This is a genomic window from Pseudomonas sp. MYb60 (assembly GCF_002979555.1).
In the GTDB taxonomy this organism is placed as follows: domain Bacteria; phylum Pseudomonadota; class Gammaproteobacteria; order Pseudomonadales; family Pseudomonadaceae; genus Aquipseudomonas.
In genome coordinates this window covers 20,431-47,412 of the sequence record NZ_PCOZ01000014.1, presented here as the reverse complement: position 1 = coordinate 47,412, position 26,982 = coordinate 20,431, and the positions used below count along the sequence as shown (strand labels likewise).

Below are 26,982 nucleotides of genomic sequence, written 5' to 3'. Positions count from 1 at the left end.
AGCGGAGAATTACTCGCCGCGAACCTGTGCAGCTTGCATACCCTTTTGGCCTTTCTCAGCCACGAAGGAAACGGTTTGGCCTTCTTTCAGGCTTTTGAAACCGTCGCTTTCGATAGCTTTGAAGTGTACGAACAGGTCGTCACCGCCACCTTGAGGAGTGATGAAGCCGAAGCCTTTTTCATCGTTGAACCATTTAACGGTGCCGGTTTGGCGATTAGACATGGTGTATCTCCAAGAAACATATATTTTCAGTAGTACTGTGCTGCTCAGGCCAACTGGGCACACCGGGCTATCATAGTCGAAATGTTCGACTTGGGAGCCCCCCCAAGGCACTGTTTGCTAATCAATAGCGTTGCGTTTAGTGCCGTGATCGGCTGAAAGCCCCGATTTACGGGGCTTTGGCGCGAAATGTAAGGCTGTAAAAAAAGCCGTTAAAGCTGCGTAATTTGTGAGAAAAGGCAGTTTTGAGGCGGTTTTTCTGGCAAAACGCGCGCCTGATCAGTGGCCTTTATTACTTTTTCTTCACGACTTTGCAGGACGAAATCGCCGCGACAGCCTTGTTTTTAAGCTCCGGCTTGGCGTTCTGGTTAGTCATGAGTTCCTTGATTTCTGCGGTGGTCAACTCGGCGTTGATTTTGTCGGCGCCACATTCACAGTGGGCTTTGGCAGTTTTGACGTCCACGTTCTGGCTGGCGGCTGCGCTGCAGTCGCTGACGAAGCTGTCGCGGGCGCCCGCTGGCCAGTTCGACGGGGCGGCTGCCTGAGCGCCGAGAGAAAGGAGGGTCAGGGAAGCGGCGAGGGCGAGGGTAGAGGTAAAACGCATCATGAAGTGCTCCTTTGATTCGAGGACGAACAGCGATTCTCAGTGGGTTTGAGGGCCGGCGTACAGCCCAAGTTCACTTTTGCGGCTATAAAGGATGGAATTTCCTGTTACACAGGTGGGGGCGGGCGCGATGACCGTTCATCTGTGCTAGCATCGTTGCCCTGGCTATTTCCAGGCGCGCCCATTGCCGCCTTGCCATGTTCTTTTTAGCTCACTCCAGTCACTCTGGTTCGATTATCGGTTGGCCGAAAGGCTCCTGCCGCTGTAAGGCAGGCGTTCATCATTGGACGGCCTGGTATTGGATCTTGTACTGGCTCATCCCAACCCACGTGACCTTTGGTAGGGGTCACCACTAGGAGAGGAGGCGCCATGCCAACTATTACTCTTCCCGACGGCAGTCAACGTTCATTCGATCATCCGGTTTCCGTAGCCGAGGTCGCCGCATCCATTGGTGCAGGCCTGGCCAAGGCCACCGTGGCCGGCAAGGTCGACGGCAAGCTGGTTGACGCCAGCGACCTGATCACCTCGGACGCCAGCCTGCAAATCATCACGCCCAAGGATCAAGAGGGGCTGGAGATCATTCGCCACTCTTGCGCCCACCTGATTGGCCACGCGGTCAAGCAGCTGTACCCAACGGCGAAAATGGTGATCGGCCCGGTCATCGAAGAAGGTTTCTATTACGACATCGCCTACGAGCGTCCTTTTACACCGGACGACCTGGCCGCCATCGAACAGCGCATGCACCAGCTGATCGAGAAAGATTACGACGTGATCAAGAAAGTCACGCCGCGCGCCGACGTGATCGACGTGTTCACCGCCCGTGGCGAAGACTACAAGCTGCGCCTGGTAGAAGACATGCCGGACGAGCAGGCCATGGGCCTGTACTACCACGAAGAATATGTCGACATGTGCCGTGGCCCGCACGTACCGAACACGCGCTTCCTCAAGTCGTTCAAGCTGACCAAGTTGTCTGGCGCCTACTGGCGGGGTGACGCGAAGAACGAGCAACTGCAACGGATCTACGGCACCGCCTGGGCTGACAAGAAGCAGCTGGCGGCCTACATCCAGCGCATCGAAGAAGCCGAGAAGCGCGACCACCGCAAGATCGGCAAGCGCCTGAACCTGTTTCACCTCCAGGAAGAAGCGCCGGGCATGGTGTTCTGGCACCCGAACGGCTGGACCCTGTACCAGGTGCTCGAGCAGTACATGCGCAAGGTTCAGCGCGACAACGGCTACCTGGAGATCAAGACGCCTCAAGTCGTTGACCGCAGCCTGTGGGAGAAATCCGGGCACTGGGCCAACTACGCCGACAACATGTTCACCACCCAGTCGGAAAACCGCGACTACGCCATCAAGCCGATGAACTGCCCTTGCCACGTGCAGGTGTTCAACCAGGGTCTGAAAAGCTACCGCGAATTGCCGATGCGCCTGGCCGAGTTCGGTGCCTGCCACCGTAACGAGCCATCGGGTGCGCTGCACGGCATCATGCGTGTGCGTGGCTTTACCCAGGACGACGCCCACATTTTCTGCACTGAAGAGCAGATGCAGGCTGAATCCGCCGCGTTCATCAAACTGACCATGGACGTCTATCGCGATTTCGGCTTCACCGATGTCGAGATGAAACTGTCCACTCGTCCGGAAAAACGCGTCGGTTCCGACGAACTGTGGGATCGCGCCGAAGCCGCATTGGCTGCAGCGCTCGACAGCGCGGGCCTTGCGTACGATCTGCAGCCGGGCGAGGGTGCTTTCTACGGTCCGAAGATCGAGTTCTCGCTGAAAGATTGCCTTGGCCGCGTCTGGCAGTGTGGTACCCTGCAGCTCGATTTTAACCTGCCGATCCGTCTGGGAGCCGAATACGTCTCCGAAGACAACAGCCGTAAACACCCGGTTATGCTGCACCGGGCGATCCTCGGCTCGTTCGAACGGTTCGTCGGGATCCTGATCGAGCACTACGAGGGTGCGTTCCCTGCGTGGCTGGCGCCGACCCAGGCAGTGATCATGAATATCACTGATAAACAGGCAGATTTTGCCGCCGAAGTTGAAAAAACTCTCAACGAAAGCGGGTTTCGTGCCAAGTCCGACTTGAGAAATGAAAAGATCGGCTTTAAAATCCGCGAGCATACTTTGCTCAAGGTTCCCTATCTTTTGGTTATCGGAGATCGGGAAGTCGAGATGCAGACTGTCGCTGTGCGTACTCGTGAAGGTGCTGACCTGGGCTCGATTCCCGTCGCCCAGTTCGCTGAGTTCCTCGCGCAAGCGGTTTCCCGGCGTGGTCGCCCAGATTCGGAGTAATTATTATTAAGCGTGAAATGAGACAAGATAAACGAGCTGCACCGAAAGCCCCGATCAACGAGAATATCTCGGCACGCGAGGTTCGGTTAATTGGCGCTGACGGCGAGCAGATTGGCATCGTCTCGATTGATGAAGCGCTTCGTATCGCTGAAGAGTCCAAATTGGACCTGGTGGAAATCTCCGCCGACGCAGTCCCGCCTGTTTGCCGGGTGATGGACTACGGCAAATCGATCTTCGAAAAGAAGAAACAGGTTGCTGCAGCGAAGAAGAATCAGAAGCAGATTCAAGTAAAAGAAATCAAGTTTCGTCCAGGGACGGAGGAAGGGGATTACCAGGTAAAACTGCGCAACCTGGTACGTTTCCTGAGTGATGGGGACAGGGCCAAGGTATCCTTGCGATTCCGCGGCCGTGAGATGGCCCACCAGGAGCTGGGGATGGAACTCCTCAAGCGGGTTGAAGCTGACCTGCTCGAGTACGGTTCGGTCGAACAGCATCCTAAGATGGAAGGACGCCAGCTTATTATGGTCATCGCCCCGAAAAAGAAGAAGTAATCAACAGGGCACGGCAGGCCTTCTGATTATGTTTATCAACTGAATGCGGAGTATCCGAACATGCCAAAGATGAAGACTAAAAGTGGTGCTGCTAAGCGGTTTCTGAAAACTGCTAACGGTATCAAGCACAAGCACGCTTTCAAGAGCCACATCCTGACCAAAATGTCGACCAAGCGTAAGCGTCAACTGCGCGGTAGCAGCTTGCTGCATCCGTCTGACGTGGCAAAAGTCGAGCGCATGCTGCGCCTTCGTTAATTTTTGGATCAAGACTAGAGGAAGTAACTCATGGCTCGTGTAAAGCGTGGCGTCATTGCCCGTAAACGTCACAAAAAAATTCTGAAACTTGCTAAAGGCTACTACGGCGCGCGTTCACGCGTATTCCGTGTTGCCAAGCAAGCGGTAATCAAGGCAGGCCAATACGCTTACCGTGACCGTCGTCAGAAAAAACGTCAGTTCCGCGCTCTGTGGATCGCTCGTATCAACGCTGGTGCTCGTGTTAACGGTCTGTCCTACAGCCGTTTCATTGCTGGCCTGAAAAAAGCTTCCATCGAGATCGACCGTAAGGTTCTGGCCGAACTGGCAGTGAACGAAAAAGCGGTGTTTGCTGCGATTGTCGAGAAAGCTAAAGCCACTCTGGCTTAAGTACCCCCGACAATCACCTTGGGCTGCTCCTGCAGCCCAAGGTGGTAAACGTCTTAAATAGGGGAAGAGCCTTCAAGCTCTTCCCCTATTTTGTATCTGGAGTCTGTACATGGAAAACCTGGACGCGCTCGTCGCCCAAGCTCTTGAGGCTGTGCAAAGCGCTGAAGATATCAATGCCCTGGAGCAAATCCGGGTTCACTACCTTGGCAAAAAAGGTGAATTGACTCAGGTGATGAAGACCCTGGGGAATTTGCCGGCTGAAGAGCGTCCGCAAGTCGGTGCGCTGATCAACGTGGCCAAGGAGCGTGTTACAGAGGTGCTCAATGCGCGCAAGGCGACGATGGAGGAGGCCGATCTTGCGGCCAAACTCGCCGCCGAATCCATTGACGTCACCTTGCCTGGTCGTGGCCAGGCCTCGGGCGGCCTGCATCCGATTACCCGGACTCTGGAACGTATCGAGCAGTTCTTCACCCATATCGGCTACGGCATTGCCGAAGGCCCTGAGGTCGAAGACGACTATCACAACTTCGAGGCGCTCAACATCCCAGGCCACCACCCGGCCCGGTCGATGCACGACACCTTCTATTTCAACGCGAACATGCTGTTGCGCACCCATACCTCGCCGGTACAGGTCCGCACCATGGAAGCGAACAAGCCGCCGATCCGCATCGTCTGCCCAGGCCGTGTGTACCGTAGCGACTCCGATATCACTCACTCGCCGATGTTCCACCAGGTCGAAGGCCTGCTGGTTGATCGCGATATCAACTTCGCCGACCTCAAAGGCACCATCGAAGAATTTCTTCGGGTGTTCTTCGAGAAAGAACTGGCAGTGCGTTTCCGTCCATCGTTCTTCCCGTTCACCGAGCCTTCCGCTGAAGTCGACATGGAATGCGTGATGTGCAGTGGCAAAGGCTGCCGCGTCTGCAAGCAGACCGGCTGGCTGGAAGTGATGGGCTGCGGCATGGTTCACCCTAACGTGCTGCGCATGTCCGGGATCGACCCGGAAGAGTTCTCGGGCTTTGCCTTCGGCATGGGCGTCGAGCGTCTGGCCATGCTGCGTTACGGCGTGAACGACCTGCGTCTGTTCTTCGACAACGACTTGCGGTTCCTCGCGCAATTTCGCTAGTCGTAACGAATCTTTAGGAGAGCAGGATGAAATTCAGTGAACAATGGCTGCGTGGCTGGGTAAGCCCGCAGGTAGGTCGCGACGAGCTGGTTGCTCGTCTGTCGATGGCCGGTCTTGAGGTCGATAGCGTCACCCCGGCCGCCGGTGTCTTCAGCGGTGTGGTGGTGGGCGAGGTGCTGAGCACCGAGCAACATCCCGACGCTGACAAGTTGCGTGTTTGCCAAGTCAGCAATGGCGCGGAAACCTTCCAGGTCGTGTGCGGAGCGCCCAACGTGCGCCCGGGCCTGAAGATCCCGTTCGCCATGCTCGGTGCCGAACTGCCGGGCGACTTCAAGATCAAGAAAGCCAAGCTGCGCGGCGCCGAGTCCAACGGCATGCTGTGCTCCCAAGCCGAGCTGCAAGTGGGTGAAGGCAACGATGGCCTGATGGAACTGCCGGCCGACGCGCCAGTGGGCCAGGACATCCGCGTTTACCTGGAGCTGGAAGACGCGAGCATCGAGGTCGACCTGACCCCGAACCGCGGCGACTGCCTCTCCCTGGCCGGCCTGGCCCGTGAAGTGGGCGCGCTGTACAACGCTCCGGTCACACGCCCGGTCGTGGCAGCTGTGCCTGCGGTGCATGACGAAACCCGTCCTGTCGACGTCGTGGCAGCCAGTGCCTGCCCGCGCTACCTGGGTCGTGTGATCCGCAACGTCGACCTGTCCAAGCCAACCCCGCTGTGGATGGTTGAACGCCTGCGCCGCGCCGACGTGCGCAGCATCGATGCTGCCGTCGACATCACCAACTACGTGATGCTGGAGCTGGGTCAGCCCCTGCACGCCTTCGATCTCGCCGAAATCAACGGCGGCATCCGTGTGCGCATGGCCGAAGAAGGCGAGAAACTGGTGCTGCTCGACGGCCAGGAAGTCAGCCTGCGTGCCGACACCCTGGTCATCGCCGACCACTCCCGCGCCCTGGCCATCGCCGGCGTGATGGGTGGCGAGCACAGCGGTGTATCCGCCACCACCCGTGACGTATTCCTTGAAAGCGCGTTTTTCGACCAGATCGCCATCGCTGGCAAGGCGCGTTCCTACGGCCTGCACACCGATGCCTCGCACCGCTACGAGCGTGGCGTGGACTGGAAGCTCGCCCGTGAAGCCATGGAGCGCGCCACTGGCCTGCTGCTGGAAATCACCGGTGGCGAAGCCGGTCCGATCATTGAAACGGTCAACGAGCAGTTCCTGCCGTCCATTGCGCCGATCACCCTGCGCGCCAAAAGCGTTGAGCAGATGCTTGGCCTTGTGATCGCGCCTGCCGAAATCGAGCAACTGTTGTCCGCACTCGGCCTGGCCATTTCCACCAGTGGGGAAGGGCAGTGGCAGGTTGAAGTACCAAGCCATCGTTTCGATATCAGCCTGGAAGTTGACCTGATCGAAGAGCTGGCCCGCTTGTACGGCTACAACCGCCTGCCGGTTCGTTACCCGCAAGCGCGCCTGGCGCCACAGCCCAAGGCCGAAGCGCGTGCGCACCTGCCTGAGCTGCGTCGCCTGCTGGTTGCCCGTGGTTATCAGGAAGCGGTGACCTACAGCTTCATCGACCCACGACAGTTCGAACTGTTCAACCCGGGCGTCGAGCCACTGTTGCTGGCCAACCCGATCTCCAACGACATGGCCGCCATGCGTTCGTCTCTGTGGCCAGGCCTGGTGAAAGCACTTTCCCACAACCTGAACCGTCAGCAAGACCGCGTGCGGATGTTCGAAAGCGGCCTGCGTTTTGTCGGTCAACTCGACGACCTGAAGCAAGAGCCAATGCTGGCGGGTGTGGTCTGCGGTAGTCGTCTGCCGGAAGGCTGGGCGCAAGGTCGCGACGCCGTGGACTTCTTTGACGTCAAGGCTGACGTGGAAGCGGTGCTGGGCTTTGCCGGTGCGTTGGATGCGTTCAGCTTTGTACCGGGCAAGCATCCTGCGTTGCACCCTGGCCAGACGGCGCGCATCGAGCGCGAAGGTCGTCTGGTGGGCTACGTCGGCGCTATTCACCCTGAGCTGTCGAAAACCCTGGGGCTCGACCGCCCGGTATTCGTTTTTGAGCTAGTCTTGGCTGAAGTGGCCTCGGGCAAGATGCCGAAATTCAGCGAGCTGTCGCGCTTCCCCGAGGTACGTCGTGACCTGGCGTTGATCGCTGATCGTGACGTGGCCGCCACTGCTGTTCTGGAGGTAATCCGTGAAAATGCAGGGGAATGGCTGACAGACCTCAGGCTATTTGACGTCTATCAGGGTAAAGGTATTGATCCGCATAGAAAAAGCCTTGCAGTTGGCTTGACCTGGCAGCATCCATCGCGCACTCTTAATGATGATGAGGTGAATACCACGACACAAAATATCCTCACCTCGCTCGAACAAAGGTTGAACGCCACGTTAAGGAAGTGACGTATGGGGGCTTTGACGAAAGCTGAGATGGCGGAACGTCTGTACGAAGAGCTGGGTCTGAACAAACGCGAGGCCAAGGAATTGGTCGAGCTGTTTTTTGAAGAAATCAGACACGCTCTGGAAGACAACGAACAGGTCAAATTGTCCGGTTTCGGCAATTTTGACCTGCGGGACAAACGCCAGCGGCCTGGCCGCAATCCAAAAACGGGAGAAGAAATCCCGATCACGGCTCGCCGTGTGGTCACCTTTCGTCCAGGGCAGAAGTTGAAGGCCCGAGTTGAGGCTTATGCTGGAACCAAGTCATAACGACGAGCTACCCGTCATCCCAGGCAAACGCTACTTCACCATTGGTGAAGTCAGCGAGCTTTGTGCGGTAAAACCGCACGTGCTGCGCTATTGGGAGCAGGAGTTTCCTCAACTCAACCCCGTCAAACGCACCGGGAACCGTCGGTATTATCAGCGCCAGGATGTGCTGATGATCCGACAGATCCGTGCGTTGCTGTACGACCAGGGGTTCACCATCAGCGGCGCGCGCCAGCGTATGTCCGGTGATGAAGCCAAAGACGACACCACCCAATACAAGCAACTGATCCGCCAGATGATCTCCGAACTCGAAGATGTGCTGGTGGTTTTGAAGAAATAAATCCGGCTTTTAAAATACTTCCACATTTCAAAAGCTTGCGGTATATTCTTGATCGCTTCGTTGCGAAGCAAACCCAGTAACACGCCTAGTCGGGGCGTAGCGCAGTCCGGTAGCGCACTAGCATGGGGTGCTAGGGGTCGAGTGTTCGAATCACTCCGTCCCGACCATATTTTTCAGTGACTTAGCCCAATCTGAAAAGGTTGGGCTTTTTCATGCCTTAAAAAATACTCCCACGAATATCCTGGATCTGGGTGGCTGCGAGCTAGCGATAGCGTCGGCTCTGGCACCCCATCAATGCCAGGCAGCGTCAGGTGGGTAGTAAGGGCATCGAATCGCTCGATACAAGATTGGGTAGAGAAGTATTCGCTGCAAGCAAGCAATAGGCTTCTTCGCGGCTCAAAGCCCGGCCCAGCGCCGGGCTTCCTGTGTCTGCGATCAGGCGTGCGTAGCCCGTTCAAACACCTCGTCGGCCCATTGGTTCAGGCTCTTGCCAGCGCTTTGGGCTGCAATCGTTGCAGCAGCATGCACTTCGGGGCGAATTCGCAGCATCACCTTCCCAGACGCAGGCTTCTCGGGGTTGACACCTTGCTCGGCGCAATCCACCAAGTAGTCGTCGATCGCGCTAGCAAGCTCGGCACGCAGTTTAGCCACGGAGTCAGCGTGAAAGCTGATGATGTCACGCACGCCCAGCACTCGACCGACAAAGATGTCGTCACGCTCATCAAATTCAACTCGGGCGGTATAGCCCTTATAAGTCATGGTGTTCATAGTTCAACTCCCGCCCGCTGTAGAAATTCGCGAGCCTCTTCCATTTGATATTTCTTGGCCTCCTTTCCTGGATGGGGCCGATGGCAACGCCAGTGCGCGTCTCCCAATACGAGCTTGACCCGCGAGCCTTCGCGCTCCAGTACCTGGCCGCCCAGGTGGATGATCAATGCCAGCGAACACCACCGACGCGCTTGTTGGCGTACGGTAGATTGCTTCTAAGGTTTTTCGATGCCTGTTCTTCATGGCGGCGATGCTATCAATAAATGATAGCATAATTCGACCTAACGAAATCTGCTGAAATACGATGGGGCCGTTGATGATGGTCAATACATGCTCGGGCATTTGTAGAGGCTGATCGATGAGCTACGAGAGTCCGCACGACACATTCGCAGCGAAGCAGATGTTCTGCATGCTGAATTTGTAGAGGTCGTGCGGCCAGGTCAGGCAATCGTATTTGCCGCCGACGGGGTAGTGAAAAAGGGGGGCACGAGATTTATCTCGCGCCCCCCTTTTTTTGTTCGCACGTTGACAGACTTGTCCAGCGAACTCTTCGTCAGCATCGTAAATGCTGCCGCGCTACGCCCAAACCCTCCTCTATTTTGCTCCCCCCGCTGCGCCCATATAACTCAAGGTCATCCGGCTCAATGCGCGAATTCCCACCGCCAGGCTCGGGTCATCCACCAGGAATCCCGGCGAGTGCGTCGGCCACACGGCCTTGCCCTCCAGCGCCGGCGGCGTCACTCCCATGCGCATGAAGATCCCCGGAATCTGCCGTGCGTACTCGGCAAAATCGTCGGCACCGTAGGTGCCGTTGTCGATGCGCACCGGTGTGGTCGACACCTGTTGCAGCACCGGTATCAATTGGTCCACCAGGGCAGTGTTGTTATAGCCGGCGCGGTAGTTTCCCGGCAGGTATTCGACCTTGGCAGATGCCCCCCGAGGCCTTCGCGATGTTTTCGGCGGTGCGGGTCATGCGCTGCAACACATCGTCGCGCTGTTCATCGCTGACGGTACGGATCGAACCCTCCAGGCGCACCTCGGCGGGAATGATGTTATGCCGGTCGCCGGCTTCGATACGGCCCACGGAAATCACTGGCGCCGGCAGCAGGCTCAGGTTTGACTGGCGGCTGGGAATGGTCTGCCACGCCAGGATCACCTGGGCCGCCACGGGTACCGGGTCGATGCCGGTCCAAGGGAAGGCTGCATGGGTCTGGCGTCCGACGATGTGCGCCACGAAGGTATCCGCCGCCGCGGTGGTGCGTTGGCGGCTGAGGGTGAAGGTACCCGCCGTGCCGGCGGTCACATGAATGCCGAAGATCACCGCCGGCGCCGGGTTTTGCAGGGCGCCTTGCTTGATCATCAAGTGCGCGCCGCCTTGCTCACCCAGCGGCGGGCCTTCCTCGGCGGGCTGGAAAATCAATTTGAGCGTGCCCGGCAACTGCTCGCGATGGCCCGCCAACACCTCGGCCACCCCCAACGCCATCACCATATGCGCATCGTGGCCACAGGCGTGCATCACGCCGACGTCCTTGCCGCGACTGCGAAAATCTCCGCCTTCATCGTTGGCGCGCACGGTGGAGGCATACGGCAGGCCGGTCTGTTCGGTGAGGGGCAGCGCGTCCAGTTCGGCGCGGATCGCCACCACCGGGCCAGGTTTGCCGCCGCGCAAAATACCGATCACTCCGGTGTGGGCAATGCCGCTCTGCACCTCCAGGCCCAACTCGCGCAAGCGTCGAGCGATGCGTTCGCTGGTGTGGAATTCCCGATTGCCCAACTCGGGGTGTTGATGAATGGCGTGGCGCAACTCGATCACACCGGGCAGCACCCGGCTGATCTGCGCGTCGAGGTCCGCCCAAGGCTCGGCGGCCGACGCGGTGCCGGACAGCAGCAAGAAGATCCCTAGCTTGGACATATCCACGGCTCAGTAGGTGAACGCAATCGGTGGTGCTTTGGCATTCAGCAGGTAGTCGCCGATCGCCTTGTACTTGTAGGCCAGCGCGTCATGGGTGGTGTGGGTGCGCGCGTTGCGCCAGTGGCGGTCGAAGTTGTAGCGCGACTGGGTGGTTGCCGCGCCGCCGATTTCATACAGCCGCTCGCACACAAACAGCGCGGCGCGGGTCGAGGCGATCTTGGCTTCGGCCACCGCAATCGAGGATTTCACCAGAATCGCTTCCAGTTCCTCGCCCTCGGCCAAGCCCTGCAACTGCGTGCGTGCCGCCAGGTCCACGGCCCCGGCGGCCTTTTCTACCAACGCCTCGGCGCCGTGAATCCGTGCAGCGAGGTCGCCAAGCGTGTGCAGGATGTAAGGGTCCTGACGCGCGGAATCCACACCGCTCTCGCGCACCGGCCGGGTGCCCGTGCGTGCCCACTCCACCGCGTCGTCCAGCGCCGCCAGGCCGATGCCCACATCCAGCGCGCAATGGATCAACTGCGCGCTGGCGCCGATATAGTTGCGGCGCTGATACCACTGCGCCAACGGAATCACCTGCTCCGCACGCACACTCACGTTCTCCAGCAACGTGCTGCCGCTGGCGGTAACGCGCTGGCCCATGCCATCCCAGTCATCCAGCAAGGTAATGCCGGGCGTATCCTTGGGCAGCATCACGTACACGGCATGACCGTCCTCATCCACTGCCTGGATCTTCAGCAGGTCGGCAAACAGGCAACCGGTGCTGTAGAACTTGCTGCCGTTGAGCACCCGTTGTTCACCACGTCGCTCCAGGCACGTGTGGATTTCACCGCGAAAGGTGCCGCTGCGCTCGGCAATCGCGCCCGATGACAACTGGCGTTCGGCAAAGGCCCCCAGGTACTCGCGTTGCTGCTCGGGATTGGCGATCAGGCGCAGATGCTCGACGGTGGCGAAGTGCGGAAACAGCGCCTGCGCCACGCTTGGATCAGCCTTGGCCAAGGTGATGAAAATCTGCGCCACTTGCAGTTGGCTGACGTCGCCGCCACCCAGCTCGATGGGCACTCGCGCGGCGCCCAGGCCAGACTGGCGGATCAGGTCGAGTTGGGCAAACGGCAAGATTCGGCCCGCGTCACGCTCGGCGGCGCCGGGTTGGATCTGTGCGGCCAGTTGGTGGGCGAGGGCGAGGTAGTCGGTCATGGAAATGTCCATCCAAAAAGGTCAGGAAGCGTCGCGCAGGGCGCTGCGTGGAACGCCAAACAACAGGATCAGGGTGCCAGCCGCCACCAGCGCCGCGACGATATACAGCGCAAGGCTGATACTGCCAGTGGAGGTCTTGATGGCGCCGATCATGATCGGCGTGAGCAGGCTGCTGATTTGCCCGCAGCAATTGACCAGCGCCAGGCCGGCCGCCTTGGCGTGGTCCGACAAGTAGTAAGTAGGGATGGTCCAGAAAATCGCCGTGGCGACCAGGTACCCGCTGGTCATCAGGGTCAGCACGGCAATCGCCGAATACGGGCTGAACAGGAAGTTGGGCAGCACCAGCATCGCCAGCGCTGCGGTCAGCCCACCGAGGGAAAAATGCCAGCGGCGCTCCTGGTTCACATCCGAATGCCGGCACGCCCAAAGCATCACGCACACGCCCACCACGTAGGGCAGGGCGGAGAGCAACCCAAGTTGCCCGAGGTTGCTCACGCCGGACTCGCGGATGATCGACGGCGCCCAGATATTGGTGACGTTGCCGGTGCACATGATGGTCAGGCAGTACGCCAGGGTGATGAACCAGACCTTGCGGTCCTTCAGCGCTTCGACGAAACGCGTGTGCCCCCCCGGTTTGCGCTGCTGGCGTTCATCGGCCAGGGCCTGTTCGATGGCGGCTTTTTCATCTGTGCTCAACCAGTTGGCCAACGCAGGTTTGTCGTCCAGCCAGTACCACGCGAACAAGCCGGCGAGCACCGGCGGAATACCGGTGATCACGAACAGCCATTGCCAGCCGGTAAAGCCGCCGACCCCAGCGAAGTGGCTCATGATACTGGTCGACAACGGCCCGCCGATGATCCCGCACACCGCAATCGCCATGATGAAACGCGAGGTAATGCGCGCCCGGTGGCTGGCCGGGAACCAGTACGTGAGGTAGAGGATCACCCCAGGAAAGAACCCGGCCTCGGCCGCCCCCAACAGCACCCGCAGCACATAGAACTGTGCCGGGGTCTGGGCGAACGCGGTGGCGATGGTCACCAAGCCCCAGAGCACCATGATGCGCATCATGGTTTTTTTCGCGCCGATCTTCTCCAGCAGCAGATTGCTTGGGATCTCGAACAACAGGTAACCGATGGAAAACACCCCGACGATGATGCCGAACGTGGCATCGCTGATGTTCAGGTCGGTCTTGAACTGCAAGTGCGCGAAGCTGATGTTGACCCGGTCCAGCCAGTTGAGCACAAAGCACAGGAACAGGAATGGCATGATCCGCCACGCCAGTTTGCGGTACAGGCGCTGGTCGAAGACGACCACCGGGCGTTCGAAGTTAGTCATCACCAGCTCACGTCGACTTTGGCGAAGTAGTACGCGCCTTCCAGGCCATAGGGCGAATACCAGCTGTACGTCGGGTTGTCGGTGGGGAAGAAGTAGAAGCGCTTGGCTTCGTCATTCAACTGCTCGGGGCGTTTGTCGAAGATGTTCTCGCCGCCCACGGTGATCTTCACCGCATCGCTCAGCCAGTAGCCCACGCTCAGGTCGGTGATGAACGCCGGCTTGATGACCTCATCGCGGCTGGCAGCAATCTGATTGCGGCCGGTGACCTTGGAGTAGCGGGTTTCCTTGAGATTCACCTCGAAGTCTCCCAGTTGCCAGGCGGCATTGAGCGAGGTGGTGTTCTTCGGATACGCCGACGTCAGGTTGCCTTGGCGATCACGGCCCACCGCGCTGACGCCGGTGCCGGCGAGTGCCGACGGCTCCTTGATCTTCTCGATGGTCTGCAGGCTCTGGTTGCTGAGCAGGGTCCACTTGGTCTTGCCGTAGCGGCCCAGGTCATAGCGGTAGTCGGCCACCAGGTCGATGCCGCGGGTGCGGGTGTCGGCCAGGTTGCCGAAGTACGAAACGATCTGGTTCGGGTTCAGGCCGTTGGCTGCCAGCACGTTGGATACGGCGGTGCCCTGCAGGTTACTGGTTTGCAGGATGCGGTCCTTAATGTCGATCTGGTACAGGTCGACGGTCACGTCCAGGTTCTCGGTGGGCGTAGCGACAAAACCGAGGCTGTAGTTCATCGAGCGTTCAGGCTTGAGCTGCTTGGCGCCCAAGGCCTGGCCTGCGGCATCGTTGACGGTGACGTAGCGGGTGGTGGCCTGCTCCAGTTGACCGTTGAGCGGGCTGGTACGCCAGGCGGTCAGCGACGACGAATAGAACTGCTGTTGCAGCGACGGCGCACGGAAACCGTTGCTCACTGTGCCGCGCACGGCGAACTGCGGCGTGAAGGCATAACGGGTGGAGAATTTACCGCTGCCGGTGTCGCCAAAGTCGCTGTAATGCTCGAAACGCCCGGCGAGGCTCACGTCCCATTTGTCGGTGAGGCTCTGGCTGAAGTCCACGTAGCCAGCGGTGTTGGTGCGCGAATAGTTATGCGCATCCGCCGGGGTGAAACCCACCAGCCCAGGCGCACCAGGGTTGGGGCGCTGGCCGGCCAATGGGCTGCCGGCAGGAAACACGTAGCCGCCGTCGGCGTAGGACGCGTATTCGCCGGCCTGGATCTCGAAACCGTCGCGGCGAAACTCAAGGCCGGTGGACACGTTCAGCGGCTTGGCGAACAGGCCGGTGTCGAACGAGCGGGTTAGGTCGAGGTTGTTGGTCCACTGGCTGGCGATCAGATTGCCGCCGTCCATGTCGTGGGGGCTGGTGGGGCCGAGGGACGGGTTCAACGAGCGCTCGTTGCGGGTGTTGGCATTGTTGTAGCCGTAGCTGGTGCTGAGGTCCCAGGCCCAGCCGAGCAGGTCGTCGTTGCGCACGCCGAACACGCTCTGGAAGTCATCTTCTTCCACCACGAAGCGCGGCGAGAAGCCGTCCGGGTACACCGACACAATGTTCTGCGGCGAGTTGGCCGTGCGGTAGGTGCCCCAACTGGTGGAGTTGCGGTGGCTGAGGGTCGAGAACGAGTACAGCGTGTAGTCCTCGTTCAGCGGCAGCTCGGCGTTGTAGCCAAAGTTGTAGGTTTGCGAGCGCGGCTGGCCGAGTTGCTGGCGGTAGCGGCTTTCGCTGGTCTCGCGCGGATCGGGCTGGCCGTTCTGGCGGAAATAGATGCTGGTGCGATCCGGCACCGCGCCGGCCACGTTGGAGCTTTCCTGGATACCGATGTCGGCGCTCAGGCTGAAGAACCCGTCGTTCGGCAACTCGAAGCCCTGGTTGACCTGGCCCTGGCCGCGCGCGCCGTAGTTGCCCTTGCCACCCACCCGGTTGGCGTACTGTCCATATAAAGCGCTGCCACTGCCGCCCGTCGAGTTGCGCTTGAGGATGATGTTGATCACCCCGGCAATCGCGTCCGAACCGTATTGCGCCGCCGCGCCATCGCGCAGCACTTCGACGTGGTCCACGGCCGCGATGGGGATCAAATCGAGGTCGGCCGGCGACTGGCCGCTGGAGGTGGCGGCGGTCTGCACAAAGATCAGCGAGGTGTTGTGACGACGCTTGCCGTTGACCAGCACCAGCACATGGTTGCCGCCCAGGCCGCGCAACGTCGCGGATTTCACCGACAAACCGGTGCCGCCGGTAAAGCCCGCTGCGTTGGTATAGGACGGCACGCTGGCGGCCAGGGCATCCCGCAGGTTCTGCTTGCCGGAACGGGCGAGGTCGTCAGCGCTGATCACATCGATCGGCGCCAGGCTCTTGGCCACGGTGCGGCCGCTGTCCCGGGCGCCGGTGACCACCACGGTTTGCAGCGCGGTGTCGCCGCTCAGGGATTTTTCTTCTGCCTGGGCAACGTGCTGGGCGCACAGCCCGAGGATGCCGACTGTCAGCAGGCTGAGCCTGGGACGCAAGCGGGTGTAAGGGCGAGACATGGTGAGGCTCCAATGTTTAGGTGCCGCTTTCCATTCCTGTGGTGGGAGTTCCTGACAGTACTGGGGAGGCTTATGTGTTGGCTGTTTCTAGTTATGGAAGGGATCAACGTCCCAGCATTACATCCTGTCGGGCCTGGTCGACCAGTGCCATCTGCCGTGCGAGGCGCGCCTTGCGTTCGGCCAGCAGCAGGGTCTTGGTCCACTGCACCGCGTTGCCGGAGTGACTGGCCAGGCGCGCGGCCAATTCCAGTGAGCTGGCGTAGGCGTCATCCACCACCTGGTTGACCAGGCCGAGGGCTAGCGCCTCTTGAGCGCCGAACGTGCGCGCGCTGAGCATGATGTCCAGCGCGGCGGCTTCGCCGATCAGACTCGGAAGGGTGATTGCACTGAAACCCGAGAGCATGCCGTGCTGCACTTCGGGAAAGTGAAAGCGTGTGTCATGGCGCGCGATGCGAAAATCGCAGTGAATTGCCAGGCTGATACCCAGCCCCAGGGTGTGCCCGTGCAATGCGGCGATCACCGGTTTGCTCAGGTCATTGCCGACGCCGGGCAGGGCGCGGGCGAGCACATCGCTGCTGACGGTCTCCCCGGTGGCTTCGATTTCCTTGAGGTCGGACCCGGCGCAGAACGCCCGCTCACCGGCCCCGCGCAACACGATGGCGCGCACGGCCTGATCTTGCTGGGCACGTTGCCAAACCTCGGCCAGTTCGTGCTTGGCCTGGCTGTCCAGCGCGTTGAGACGCTCCTGGCGGTTGAGGGTTACCACCAGAATTCCTTCGCCAATAGGTTGGTACTCGACTGTCATGGGTGCTTTTCATCAAGTGTGAAAGAAAGACGCGATTGCCCCTTGAGGTCCGCGTCAAAGTGAGGAAAACTTAAAGCATGTGCACAATGCAAACAATATGTTTGTTATATGAACATATTCTTATCGGGTCATAAACGGTTATATAAAATGAAAGCCATCGTTCTAAAAGCCTTCGGCGGACCGGAGCAATTGCAGGTGGAAGAGGTGCCTACCCCCCAGGCGGGTGCGGGCGAAGTTCTGGTCAAAGTCGAGGCGGCCGGGGTGTGCCACCATGACGTGCTGCACCGCGCGGGGCAGTTGCCGGGGGCGCACACGGGCGTGGTGCTCGGCCATGAAGTGGCCGGTGAGGTCGTCGAAGTGGGCAGCGGTTTGCACCACTTGGCCGTCGGTGCGCGGGTGGTGGTGTACCAGCGTCGTTTCTGCGGCCAGTGCCGCGACTGCCTGCGCGGCCGCCAGGACCTGTGCCGCGCCCTCGGCCTGCCGTCGGTAGACACCGAAGGCGCCTATGCGCAATTTCTGCGAGTGCCGGCGATTTCCGCCATCGAACTGCCCGACGGCCTCGACTATGTGCAGGCGGCGCTGGCGTCCTGCCCGATTGGTACCAGCGTGCGCGCGCTACTCGGCGAAGCGGCGCTCAAGCCCGGTGAAAGCGTGTTGGTCAACGGCGCCAGCGGTGGCCTGGGGGCTCACCAGATTCAACTGGCCAAGGCGTTCGGTGCACGGGTCATCGCGGTGACCGGCAGCGCCGACAAACGCGAATTTCTCCACCGCCTGGGCGCCGATGAAGTGATCGTCAGCAGCGGACATTACAGCGCCGAAGTGTGGCGACTCACGGGTAAACGTGGCGTCGACGTGGCCATGGAAAACCTCGGCAGCACCCTCGAAGACACCTTGCGCAGCATGACCCTCGGCGGTCGCGTGGTGGTACTGGGCAACGTCGCGCCAGCAGCCGTGCCGGTCAACCCCGGCCTGTTGATCGGCCGACGCCTGCGGGTACAGGGCTCGGGCAGTGCCACGCTGGAAGAAGTGCGCGTGGCGCTTGCGTTGATCAAGGGCGGGCAGGTCAAGCCGCTGATCGACCGCGTGCTGCCCTTTCACCAGGTGGCTGAGGCGCACGCCTTGCTGGAGTCGCGACAGGTCAACGGGCGCATTGTGTTGAGTGGGTGGTAAGCATGGACATCAGCACACTGCTCAGTCAGGCCGCCTATAAATGGCCCGAGCGCATCGCCCTGCACGAAACCGCCAGCGCCCGTAGCCTGACCTTTGCCCAGTTGGACCGGGCGTTGAGCGGCGTCGGCCACGCGCTGGACCAACTGCACGTCCCGACGGGCTCACGGGTAGCCTTGCTCGCCGACGCCAGCCTCGACTACCTGCTCGCCGACTACGGCTGCATGGCCACCGGTCGCGTGCGGGTGCCGCTGGACCCGGCGTTGTCTACCGATGAACTGGCCGCGCAATTGCAGGATGCCGGCGCGGGGTTGCTGCTGTATTCCGAAGCATACGCCGAGGTGGCGCAGGGGCTGGGTATCCGCAGCCTGCCGCTGCACAGCGTCAGCCGCATCACACCCGTCGATACCTCCCCACGCCCGGCGCAATCGCCCCAGTCGTTGGCGTCACTCAACTACACCGGCGGCACCACCGGCACACCCAAGGCGGTGATGCATCGCCACGCCAGTTTGTGCGCGGTGTTGCAGAACATCGTCATGGGCCGTGGTGCGGCCGTGGGCGATGTACTGCTCAACGTGCGTCCGCTGTGGCCGATTGCGGCGGTGGCGGTGTTCGCACATGTGCTCAGCGGTGGGCACGTGGTGCTGGGGGGGCGGTTTGACGGCAAGACCTTCATGGCGCAGCTGCGCGAACATCAGGTGGCCTTCAGTTCCCTGGTGCCCACCCAACTGCTGCGCCTGCTACGTGAAACCGGCAGCGCGCCCGCCGATCTGCCGGCCTTCAAGAGCCTTGACGTGGGCGCGGCGGCCTTGAGCGGTGAAGTGCTGGAGGGCTCGTGCAGCCTGTTCGGTGAACGCATCGGCGTGCTCTACGGCATGACCGAAGCGCCCTGGAGCTGCTACCTCGCACCCGCACAAATGGCTGCCGTGCGCGCGAGCGGCGAGAGTGGCGAAGGTGTGGTGGGCCGTCCGCTGTTCAGCGCCGCGATCCGCATCGACCGGCCGGACGCCAAAGGTATCGGCGAGGTCCTGCTCGGCGGCCCGCAATTGATGGCCGGCTATTGGCAGCTCGAAGCACTCAGTGCCAAGACCCTCGACCAAGGCTGGCTGCGCAGCGGCGACCTGGGACGCATCGGTGCCGATGGTTTGCTGCGTGTACAGGGACGCTGCAAGGACATCATCCGCAGCGGCGGCAAATCCGTGCAGCCCGGCGAGGTCGAGCAACACCTGCTGAGCCATCCCGGCGTGCAGGACGTGCACGTGTTTGGCCTGGCCGATCTGGAATGGGGTGAGCAGGTGTGCGCCGCGGTCGTACTGGACGGTTCGCAGCCACTGTCGGCGCAACAACTCATGGACCACTGCCGCGCCGGGCTGTCGCGCTACAAGGTGCCGCGCCGGGTGTTCTTCATCGACGAGCTGCCGCGTTCCCACTACGGCAAGGTGCAGAAGAACCGCCTCCTCGCCGCGTTGGACCTGCAGCCTTAAAGGTTGCCCAGCTGCGCCGCGATGCCTTCACAGGCGCGGCGCACGTGGCTGGCCAGGGATGAGGCTGGGTGAGTCTCGTCTTCCATGTCCAGGCCGGCGACCACCACCGCGCCAATCGCTTGCGCGCCCTCGACGCGAATCGGAAATGCCACGGAGAACAACCCCGGCTTGAACTCGCCGTGGCCGAAGGCAAAGTCTTGCTCGCTGCGGATCAGCGCCAGCGCCGGCAGCGCCTTGGCATGCCGCGTTTCACCGAGGATCGCCTGCGCCGCGGCATCGCTGTAGGTGGCCAGCACCGCACGCCCGCTGGGGCTGCCGTCGATGGGGAACTGGTCGGCGAGGTCGACGATCACGTTGAGCGGCGTGGTTGGCGTCCACATCCGCTCGATCAGCACAACCTGGTCACCCACCGGCACCGACAGCGACACGATCGCCTGGCGCTCGCCGATCACCCGTTGCAACTCGATGGCATAGGGCAGGGCGATCTTGCGCAGGTTCAGCCGGTTCAAATAGGCCGCCGAATAGATCAGGCTCTCCGGTCCGAGGCGATAGGTGCCGCTCTGGGATTCGATCAGGCTCCAATGGGTGAGGGTCTTGAGCAGGCGGTGGATGGTGGTGCGGTCGATACCGGTCAGGCGCGCCAGGTCCAAGGCACTGGCGCCATGCTTGAGCCCGGCGAGGGTGCGCAGCAGCACGATCGAACGGTCGATGACCTGGACGCGGCCACCCGCATTTTCCTTGTGGCTGGCGGGCGAGGGCGGAGTCGAAGAAATATCCATGAGTGCGCAGGCTTCCGAAATCATTGTGTTCGACAAGCGCAGGTCGCAGGCTTGGCCGGTGGACAAGGTTAGCCGCGATCCGTTGCCGGGTGAAGCCTTTGCACTGCTTTAGGTGATGGAATCGCCGGCAGGGCATACCGTGCTGAAAAAAATAGCTGAACAAGCCTGTCCCTTTTTTTGCCCTCGCCTGTCATTTCAGGCAAGTGAACAAAATCGAGAGCTTCCTCCCATGCCCGTAGTCCGCCCCTTGCTTAAGCTGAGCCTGCTGCTGAGCCTCAGTGCCAGCCCGCTATTCGCCGCCGTCAGCTACGCCGACGATGCCCGCCGCAGCTACCAGGTGCCGGCCGGCAGCCTGAGCGCGGCGCTCACCCGGTTCGCCGGCCTGGCCGGGGTCAACCTGTCGGTGGACCCGGCGCTGGTCAGCGGACGCAGCAGCAGTGGCTTGTCTGGCGAGTTCGGCGTGGAAGAGGGGTTCATGCGCCTGCTGCAAGGTTCCGGGCTGCAACTGCAACCGATGGGCGAGGGCGCCTACATGCTGATCCCCGCGCCGGACGCCAGCACCCTTGAACTGGCGCCGACCTCGATCCTCGGCACCACCGGCCTGTACGACGGCGACACCTATGCCGGTGGTCAAGTGGCGCGCCGCACGGCCCAGGGCATGCTCGGCACGCGGGACTTCATGGAGACCCCGTTCAGCATCACCACGTACACCGCCGACGCGGTGAAGAACCAGCAGGCCCGCACCCTTGGCGACGTGATTGCCGCCGACCCGTCGGTACGCGCCACCAATCCGGCCGGCGGGCGCTACGAGCAGTTCACCATCCGTGGCTTCAGCCTGTTCAACAGCGATGTGGCCTACAACGGCCTGTACGGCGTGCTGCCCACGTACACCATCGACATGGAGATGGCCGACCGCGTCGACATCCTCAAGGGCCCGAGCCAGTTGATCAACGGCATCTCGCCGCGCGGCAGCGTGGGCGGCGGTATCAATGTGGTGCCCAAGCGCGCCACCGACAAGGACATCAACTCGTTCACCGGCACCTGGGCGTCCGACAGCCAGGCCGGCGGCGCCGTGGACGTGGGCCGCCGTTTTGGCGAAGACAATAAGTTCGGCCTGCGCTTCAACGGTGTGAAGCAGTCCGGCGACACCGAGTGGGACCACCAGAGCGTCGACCGCGAGATGGCCGTGCTGGGCCTGGATTTTCGCGGTGAGCGCCTGCGCCTTTCCAGTGACATCGGGCACACCGAGCGCGACACCGATGCGCCCCAGGAGCGCGTGCAAGTCGCCGCCGCCGCACCGGTACCGCGCGCCAGCGATGTGCGCCGCAACTACGCGCAGGCCTGGAGCAAGGCGCGTACCAAGGACACCTTCGGCACCTTCAACGCCGAGTACGACCTCAGCGATAACGTGATGCTTTACGGCGGCATGGGCCTGCGCAAAAGCAACCACGACTTCCTGCGTCACGCCGTGTCGGTGAGCAACGCCGCGGGAGCGTTCAGCGTGCAGCCCCGGGACTTCACCCGCGATGAAAACGTGCGCACCTACACCGCCGGCGTGCGCAACTGGTTCCATACCGGGCCGGTGAGCCACGAGGTCAACCTGGCCGCCAGCTACTTCTACATGGACTTCGAAAATGGCGGCGCGCGCTATACGTCGCCTTCAAGCAACCTCTACAACCCGGTGCAAACCCCGACGCCGTCGCGCCCGACCCGCTATGACGCCAAGGTCTATACCGAGAACCGCTTCAGCGGCCTGGCGCTGTCCGACACCCTGGGCTTTTTCGACGATCGCCTGCTGCTGACCCTCGGCGCACGCTGGCAGCGCGTCAAAGTCGACGACTGGAGTGACAACGTCAAAGGCGCCACCGCCTACGACGAAGAAAAGCTCTCGCCGTCCGGTGGGCTGTTGTTCAAGGCCACCGACAAGCTGTCGCTGTACGCCAACTACATGGAAGGCCTGAGCCAGGGCAAGATCGCGCCATCGACGTCGGTCAACGAAGACCAGATCTTCCCGCCGTTCGTCAGCCGCCAAGTGGAAGTGGGCGCCAAATACGACGCTGGCGCTTTCGCCGTGACCGCTGCGGTGTTCCGCATCAAGCAGCCGGCCTATGAAACCAATGCCACCACGCGGGTGTTCGGCCCCAACGGCAAGCGCGAGAACGCCGGGGTGGAGCTGAGCGTGTTCGGCGAGCCACTCAAGGGTGTGCGCCTGCTGGGCGGGGTGATGTACATCGACAGCAAGCTCAAGGAAACCACCAACGGCGCCTGGGACGGCAACCGCGCACCGGCCACGCCCAAATACAATGTCAACCTCGGTGCCGAATGGGATGTACCGGGGCTGGAAGGCCTGACCCTGACCAGCCGTGGCATCCACTCCAGTTCGCAGTACCTGGACCAGTCCAACGTCAAGGAAATCGACGCCTGGAACCGCATCGACGTCGGCGCGCGCTATGCCTTCAAGGTGGACGACAAGCAGGTGACCCTGCGCGCCAACGTGGAGAACGTCGCCGACAAACGCTACTGGAGCTCCGCGGGTGCCTCGGACGACAGTGAACCAGGCCTGACCCTGGCGACACCGCGCACTTACCTGCTGTCGGCCACGGTCGATTTCTAGGCACCGCTCCCAACATGGATTGGAGCCCCTGTGCGAGGGGGCTTGCCCCCCGATGGCGGTATGTCAGCCAACGATGTGTCAACTGACACGCCCTCATCGGGGGCAAGCCCCTCTCACATTTCCCAGCAGCGTCAGGTGTAGTTTCATCAACTGAATGAGAATGTTTTTTGATCACACCGTCTCGATATGGAATAGTACCCGCCGTTTTCCCAGGCCTGTCTAGCCTGGGTGTTTCACCGTCGAGGTTCTTGTCATGCGATTGCTGCGCTCTATCCCCACCCTGGCCGCCTGCCTGCTGGCGTTTTCCTCAAGCGTATTGAACGCTGCTCCCATCGACGTCAACGACGGCCAGCACACTGTGCACCTGCCGGATGCGCCCAAGCGTGTGGTGGTGCTGGAGTTCTCCTTTCTCGACAGCCTCGCCGCCGTGGACGTGACCCCCGTTGGCGCCGCCGATGATGGCGATGCCAACCGTGTGCTGCCGCGTGTGCGTCAGGCCATCGGCCAGTGGAAATCGGTGGGCCTGCGCTCGCAACCGAGCATCGAGGAAATCGCCCGGCTCAAACCGGACCTGATCGTCGCCGACCTCAACCGTCACCAGGCGTTGTACAGCGACCTGGCGAGCATCGCACCGACGCTGCTGTTGCCATCGCGTGGCGAGGATTACGAGGGCAGCCTCACCTCCGCCGAGCTGATCGGCAAGGCGCTCGGCAAGACCCCAGAGATGCAGGCGCGCATCCAGAAGAACCGCGCACACCTCAAGGCCATCGCCCAGCAGATCCCGACGGGGGCCAGCGTCTTGTTCGGCGTCGCGCGGGAAGACAGCTTCTCCGTTCACGGCCCTGATTCCTACGCCGGCAGCGTGTTGAAAGCCATCGGCCTGAAGGTCCCTTCGGTCCGCGCCAACGCTGCGCCCACCGAATTCGTCAGCCTCGAACAACTGCTCGCCCTGGATCCCGGCTGGCTGCTGGTCGGCCATTATCGCCGCCCGAGCATCGTCGACAGCTGGAGCAAGCAGCCGCTGTGGCAAGTACTGGGTGCCGTTCGCAACCAGCACGTCGCCGAAGTGGACGGCGACAGTTGGGCGCGCAACCGCGGGGTATTGGCCTCGGAGCAGATCGCCGAAGACGCTTTGGCAATCCTCAAAGGCGGCAAAGCCGTATTGAGCCAATAAGCGTGCAGCGCAGTGTCGCCGCCGTTGCCATTGTGCTGCTGGGGGCCGTGTTGTTCTGGTGGTCGCTGTACAGCTGGTCGCCGTTCACCATCACGGCGACGGATGCGTGGAACGGCCTGGTGCATCAAGGCAGCGTGGGCGGCAATATGGCCTACATCGTTGCCCAGTTGCGGGTGCCGCGCGCGGTGTGTGCGGCGTTGGTCGGCGCCTGCCTGGGGCTGGCCGGCGCGTTGATGCAGGGCATCACGCGCAACCGCCTGGCGTCGCCGTCGCTGTTTGGCGTGACCGCCGGCGCGGCGTTGGGGTTGGCGTTGTTCTCCACCGGATTGGTCACGCCGCCCTTTGCCGGTGGTGCGTTGCTGATGACCTGCCTCGGCGGCGGGCTGGCGTGGATCACTGTATTCAGTCTCGGTGGTGCCTGGTCGCCGACCACCGCACAGGGCCGCCTGGTGCTGGCCGGTGTCGCTGTTGCAGCGTTGTGCGCGGCGTTGACCCGGCTCACAGTGATCCTGGTGGAAGCCCAGGCGCAAAGCGTCCTCAACTGGCTGGCCGGTTCCCTCGCCAATGCCGGCGCCGCCCAGGTGCAGTTGCTCTGGCCGTGCGCCCTGATCGGTGGCCTGTGGGCGCTGTGGTGCGCGCCGCGGTTGAACCTGATCAACCTCGGCGAAGACGCCGCACGCTCGTTGGGCGTCGGCATCGCCAGCCTGCGCTTGCAGGTGTTTGTCGCCAGCTTGTTGCTGGTCGGCGCCAGTGTCTGTGCGGTCGGGCCGATCGGCTTTGTCGGGTTGATCGCGCCGAATATCCTGCGCCAGTTCCTCGGCAACGATTACCGCTGGCTGATCCCGCTGAGCGCGGCATTGGGCGCGGTGATCGTACTGGGCGCCGACCTGCTCAGCCGCGCCGTGGCCTTCCCGGTGGAAACCCCTGCGGGCGTCGTCACGGCGTTGATCGGCGCGCCGTTCTTCCTCTTTCTCGCCAGGCGCGCCCTATGATCCGCCCGAATGTGCGCCTGTGGCTGCTGCTCGGTCTATTGCTGCTGGCGACGTTTGTCAGCCTCAGCGCCGGCACGCAGTGGCTCAGCCCTGGCACCGTCCTTGACCGCCTGCTGGCCCACGACGCCCTCGACTTTGAAGTGTGGAACCACCGCCTGCCGCGCAGCCTGATCGCGATCCTTGCCGGTGCGGCTTTCGGCCTGGCCGGGGCGATGGTGCAGGGCGTGATCCGCAACCCGCTGGCCTCCCCCGAAATCCTCGGCGTAACCCAGGGTGCCGGCCTGGCACTGACCGTGGCGATCATCAACTGGCCGCAGATGCCGATTGCCTGGCTGCCGCTGGTGGCCTGCCTCGGGGGGGCTGGCGGTGCATTGCTGTTGGCGCTGTACAACACCGGGGTGAGTTTTTCCGGGGTGCGCTTTGCGCTGTCCGGGGTGGCGATTGCGGTGACCTTGTCCAGCATCACCGAGTTTCTGATCCTGTCCCACCCGCTGGATATCAACACCGCGTTGCTCGCGCTCACCGGCAGCCTGTGGAGCCGCAACTGGCACCATGTGGCGCTGGTGCTGCCGTTCCTGCTGCTGATCCCGCTGGGCCTGTGCCTGGCCAAACCCCTGAACCTGATCGCCCTCGGCGATGAAGCGGCCCACAGCCTCGGCACGGCCTTGAGCCGCACGCGTTGGTTGGCGATGGCCTGCGCGGTGCTGCTGACCAGCCTGGGGGTGGGTGTGATCGGGCCGATTGGCTTTATCGGGCTGGTGGCGCCGCATATGGCACGCAGGCTGGTGGGTGGGCATCACCAATGGCTGTTGCCCGCCGCGATGCTGATCGGCGCGCTGTTGCTGGTGCTGGCCGACACCCTCGGGCGTACGTTGATCGCGCCCAGCGAAATCCCCGCAGGGGTGCTCACCGCGGTGATTGGCGCGCCGTATTTTCTTTGGTTGCTGGCACGGTTCAAGGGCTGATCCCATGAGTATTCTTCAGGCACGACAGCTCGATATCGGTTACGGCGCGACTCGCATCGTGCAAGGGCTTTCGTTCACACCGCCGGCGGGGAAGGTCACCGCGTTGATCGGCCCCAACGGCTGCGGCAAGTCCACCTTGCTCAAGGCGTTTGCGCGGATTCTCAAGCCGACCGAGGGTGAGCTGACCCTGGACGGCCAGGCCTACGCCAGCTTGTCCGCCCGTGAACTGGCGCGGCAGATTGCATTCCTGCCGCAAGTCTTGCCGGTGCCGGAAGGGGTGAGCGTGCGCCAGTTGGTCGCCTATGGGCGCAGCCCGCATAACTCGCTGTGGGGGCGTTTGAGCGGCCGCGATCAGTCCCATGTGACCCAGGCCATGCAGCGCCTGGAACTGGACGTGCTGGCGGACCGCGCATTGGCCGACCTGTCCGGCGGCCAGCGTCAACGTGCATGGCTGGCGATGGTGCTGGCGCAGAACGCGCCGGTGGTATTGCTGGATGAACCCACCACTTACCTCGACATCAGCCATCAGGTTGAACTGATGGACCTGATGCGGGACCTGGCGGCGGAAGGCAAGACGGTGATGACTGTCCTGCACGATATCAACCAGGCTTGCCGCTATGCCGATCATCTGGCAGTGATGCACGGCGGCAAACTGGTGGCTGACGGTGAGCCGGGGGCAGTGATCAGTGCAGCACTGATGCGGCAGGTGTTTGAGGTGCAGGTGCAGGTGATGCAGGAACCGATTGCCGGAACCCCGATGTGCCTGATCGAAAAAAGCACCCGCGCTCAAGCCTGATG

26 protein-coding genes and 1 tRNA gene are annotated in these 26,982 nt (G+C 61.8%); 16 read left to right on the top strand and 11 right to left on the bottom strand.

The genetic code is table 11. The features are described from left to right. Window positions 1-9: 9 nt before the first annotated feature. Both CQ041_RS20495 and CQ041_RS20490 read right to left on the bottom strand, forming a co-directional pair. Window positions 10-222: a cold-shock protein gene (locus tag CQ041_RS20495; RefSeq protein WP_003234260.1), complete on the bottom strand. Its 213-nt coding sequence runs from the start codon at window positions 220-222 to the stop codon at window positions 10-12. A 289-nt stretch (window positions 223-511) separates the two neighbouring features. Beyond that, the gene (locus tag CQ041_RS20490; RefSeq protein ID WP_105524077.1) at window positions 512-826 is read right to left on the bottom strand and encodes a hypothetical protein; all 315 of its coding nucleotides are present in this window, start codon (window positions 824-826) and stop codon (window positions 512-514) included. A 366-nt stretch (window positions 827-1,192) separates the two neighbouring features. Between CQ041_RS20490 and thrS the strand changes: the two genes are divergently transcribed. From thrS to CQ041_RS20445, 9 genes are all read left to right on the top strand, one after another. After that, complete coding sequence (gene thrS / locus CQ041_RS20485; RefSeq protein WP_105524076.1) at window positions 1,193-3,115, top strand: threonine--tRNA ligase; 1,923 nt, start codon at window positions 1,193-1,195, stop codon at window positions 3,113-3,115. After that, entirely contained in the window at window positions 3,115-3,666 is a 552-nt protein-coding gene (infC, locus tag CQ041_RS20480) for a translation initiation factor IF-3 (RefSeq protein ID WP_177429407.1), read from the top strand. Before thrS ends, infC begins: the two co-directional genes overlap by 1 nt. Before the next feature lie 60 nt (window positions 3,667-3,726). Next, the gene (rpmI, locus tag CQ041_RS20475) at window positions 3,727-3,921 is read left to right on the top strand and encodes a 50S ribosomal protein L35 (protein ID WP_002553160.1); all 195 of its coding nucleotides are present in this window, start codon (window positions 3,727-3,729) and stop codon (window positions 3,919-3,921) included. 30 nt (window positions 3,922-3,951) lie between these two features. Continuing rightward, a complete protein-coding gene (rplT, locus tag CQ041_RS20470; RefSeq protein ID WP_003174975.1) occupies window positions 3,952-4,308 on the top strand; it encodes a 50S ribosomal protein L20 in 357 nt (118 codons plus the stop codon). 109 nt (window positions 4,309-4,417) lie between these two features. Beyond that, window positions 4,418-5,434, top strand: coding sequence for a phenylalanine--tRNA ligase subunit alpha (gene pheS, locus CQ041_RS20465; RefSeq protein WP_017737822.1), 1,017 nt, complete (start codon window positions 4,418-4,420; stop codon window positions 5,432-5,434). Window positions 5,435-5,460: 26 nt separating this feature from the next. Then, entirely contained in the window at window positions 5,461-7,839 is a 2,379-nt protein-coding gene (gene pheT, locus CQ041_RS20460; RefSeq protein ID WP_105524075.1) for a phenylalanine--tRNA ligase subunit beta, read from the top strand. A gap of 3 nt (window positions 7,840-7,842) precedes the next feature. Further along, window positions 7,843-8,145 (top strand): integration host factor subunit alpha, encoded by a 303-nt coding sequence (ihfA, locus tag CQ041_RS20455; RefSeq protein WP_002553164.1) that lies wholly within the window; start codon window positions 7,843-7,845, stop codon window positions 8,143-8,145. Further along, window positions 8,126-8,482, top strand: coding sequence for a MerR family transcriptional regulator (locus tag CQ041_RS20450; RefSeq protein WP_003174972.1), 357 nt, complete (start codon window positions 8,126-8,128; stop codon window positions 8,480-8,482). The genes ihfA and CQ041_RS20450 overlap by 20 nt, the downstream gene beginning before the upstream one ends. Window positions 8,483-8,572: 90 nt before the next feature. Continuing rightward, window positions 8,573-8,649: transfer RNA gene (locus CQ041_RS20445), tRNA-Pro, on the top strand. Window positions 8,650-8,917: 268 nt separating this feature from the next. On the opposite strand, the gene CQ041_RS20440 is transcribed toward CQ041_RS20445, so the two are convergent. The 8 genes from CQ041_RS20440 to CQ041_RS20410 form a co-directional block, all read right to left on the bottom strand. Then, window positions 8,918-9,250, bottom strand: coding sequence for a type II toxin-antitoxin system HicB family antitoxin (locus CQ041_RS20440; protein ID WP_105524074.1), 333 nt, complete (start codon window positions 9,248-9,250; stop codon window positions 8,918-8,920). Next, a complete protein-coding gene (locus CQ041_RS26900; RefSeq protein WP_308701337.1) occupies window positions 9,247-9,417 on the bottom strand; it encodes a type II toxin-antitoxin system HicA family toxin in 171 nt (56 codons plus the stop codon). The genes CQ041_RS20440 and CQ041_RS26900 overlap by 4 nt, the downstream gene beginning before the upstream one ends. A gap of 427 nt (window positions 9,418-9,844) precedes the next feature. Continuing rightward, complete coding sequence (locus CQ041_RS26620; RefSeq protein WP_240995164.1) at window positions 9,845-10,120, bottom strand: hypothetical protein; 276 nt, start codon at window positions 10,118-10,120, stop codon at window positions 9,845-9,847. A gap of 13 nt (window positions 10,121-10,133) precedes the next feature. Then, window positions 10,134-11,162 carry an amidohydrolase gene (locus CQ041_RS20430; protein WP_256586839.1) on the bottom strand — a complete coding sequence of 343 codons (1,029 nt, stop codon included), beginning with the start codon at window positions 11,160-11,162 and terminating at the stop codon, window positions 10,134-10,136. Between the two features lie 9 nt (window positions 11,163-11,171). After that, the gene (locus tag CQ041_RS20425) at window positions 11,172-12,356 is read right to left on the bottom strand and encodes an acyl-CoA dehydrogenase family protein (protein WP_105524073.1); all 1,185 of its coding nucleotides are present in this window, start codon (window positions 12,354-12,356) and stop codon (window positions 11,172-11,174) included. Window positions 12,357-12,377: 21 nt separating this feature from the next. Next, on the bottom strand, window positions 12,378-13,691 hold the full coding sequence (locus CQ041_RS20420; protein WP_231501213.1) for an MFS transporter: 1,314 nt from the start codon (window positions 13,689-13,691) through the stop codon (window positions 12,378-12,380). Beyond that, a complete protein-coding gene (locus CQ041_RS20415) occupies window positions 13,691-16,204 on the bottom strand; it encodes a TonB-dependent siderophore receptor (protein ID WP_105524071.1) in 2,514 nt (837 codons plus the stop codon). Before CQ041_RS20415 ends, CQ041_RS20420 begins: the two co-directional genes overlap by 1 nt. Before the next feature lie 103 nt (window positions 16,205-16,307). Beyond that, on the bottom strand, window positions 16,308-17,009 hold the full coding sequence (locus CQ041_RS20410; protein ID WP_105524070.1) for an enoyl-CoA hydratase/isomerase family protein: 702 nt from the start codon (window positions 17,007-17,009) through the stop codon (window positions 16,308-16,310). A gap of 147 nt (window positions 17,010-17,156) precedes the next feature. Between CQ041_RS20410 and CQ041_RS20405 the strand changes: the two genes are divergently transcribed. Together CQ041_RS20405 and CQ041_RS20400 are read left to right on the top strand one after the other, a co-directional pair. Continuing rightward, window positions 17,157-18,179: an alcohol dehydrogenase catalytic domain-containing protein gene (locus tag CQ041_RS20405; protein WP_105524069.1), complete on the top strand. Its 1,023-nt coding sequence runs from the start codon at window positions 17,157-17,159 to the stop codon at window positions 18,177-18,179. A gap of 2 nt (window positions 18,180-18,181) precedes the next feature. After that, complete coding sequence (locus CQ041_RS20400; protein ID WP_105524068.1) at window positions 18,182-19,660, top strand: class I adenylate-forming enzyme family protein; 1,479 nt, start codon at window positions 18,182-18,184, stop codon at window positions 19,658-19,660. On the opposite strand, the gene CQ041_RS20395 is transcribed toward CQ041_RS20400, so the two are convergent. Beyond that, window positions 19,657-20,439, bottom strand: a complete 783-nt coding sequence (locus tag CQ041_RS20395; RefSeq protein ID WP_105524067.1) for an IclR family transcriptional regulator — start codon at window positions 20,437-20,439, stop codon at window positions 19,657-19,659. The genes CQ041_RS20400 and CQ041_RS20395 overlap by 4 nt on opposite strands. A 229-nt stretch (window positions 20,440-20,668) precedes the next feature. On the opposite strand from CQ041_RS20395, the gene CQ041_RS20390 reads away from it, so the two are divergent. The 5 genes from CQ041_RS20390 (at window position 20,669) to fecE (ending at window position 26,980) form a co-directional block, all read left to right on the top strand. Then, window positions 20,669-23,053: a TonB-dependent receptor gene (locus CQ041_RS20390; protein ID WP_105524066.1), complete on the top strand. Its 2,385-nt coding sequence runs from the start codon at window positions 20,669-20,671 to the stop codon at window positions 23,051-23,053. Between the two features lie 253 nt (window positions 23,054-23,306). Further along, complete coding sequence (locus tag CQ041_RS20385; protein ID WP_105524065.1) at window positions 23,307-24,227, top strand: Fe(3+) dicitrate ABC transporter substrate-binding protein FecB; 921 nt, start codon at window positions 23,307-23,309, stop codon at window positions 24,225-24,227. A 2-nt stretch (window positions 24,228-24,229) separates the two neighbouring features. After that, window positions 24,230-25,219: an iron-dicitrate ABC transporter permease FecC gene (fecC, locus tag CQ041_RS20380; RefSeq protein WP_105524064.1), complete on the top strand. Its 990-nt coding sequence runs from the start codon at window positions 24,230-24,232 to the stop codon at window positions 25,217-25,219. After that, window positions 25,216-26,184, top strand: a complete 969-nt coding sequence (locus CQ041_RS20375; protein ID WP_105524063.1) for an iron chelate uptake ABC transporter family permease subunit — start codon at window positions 25,216-25,218, stop codon at window positions 26,182-26,184. Before fecC ends, CQ041_RS20375 begins: the two co-directional genes overlap by 4 nt. A 4-nt stretch (window positions 26,185-26,188) precedes the next feature. Then, the gene (gene fecE / locus CQ041_RS20370; protein WP_105524062.1) at window positions 26,189-26,980 is read left to right on the top strand and encodes a Fe(3+) dicitrate ABC transporter ATP-binding protein FecE; all 792 of its coding nucleotides are present in this window, start codon (window positions 26,189-26,191) and stop codon (window positions 26,978-26,980) included. The last annotated feature ends 2 nt before the right edge of the window (window positions 26,981-26,982 follow it).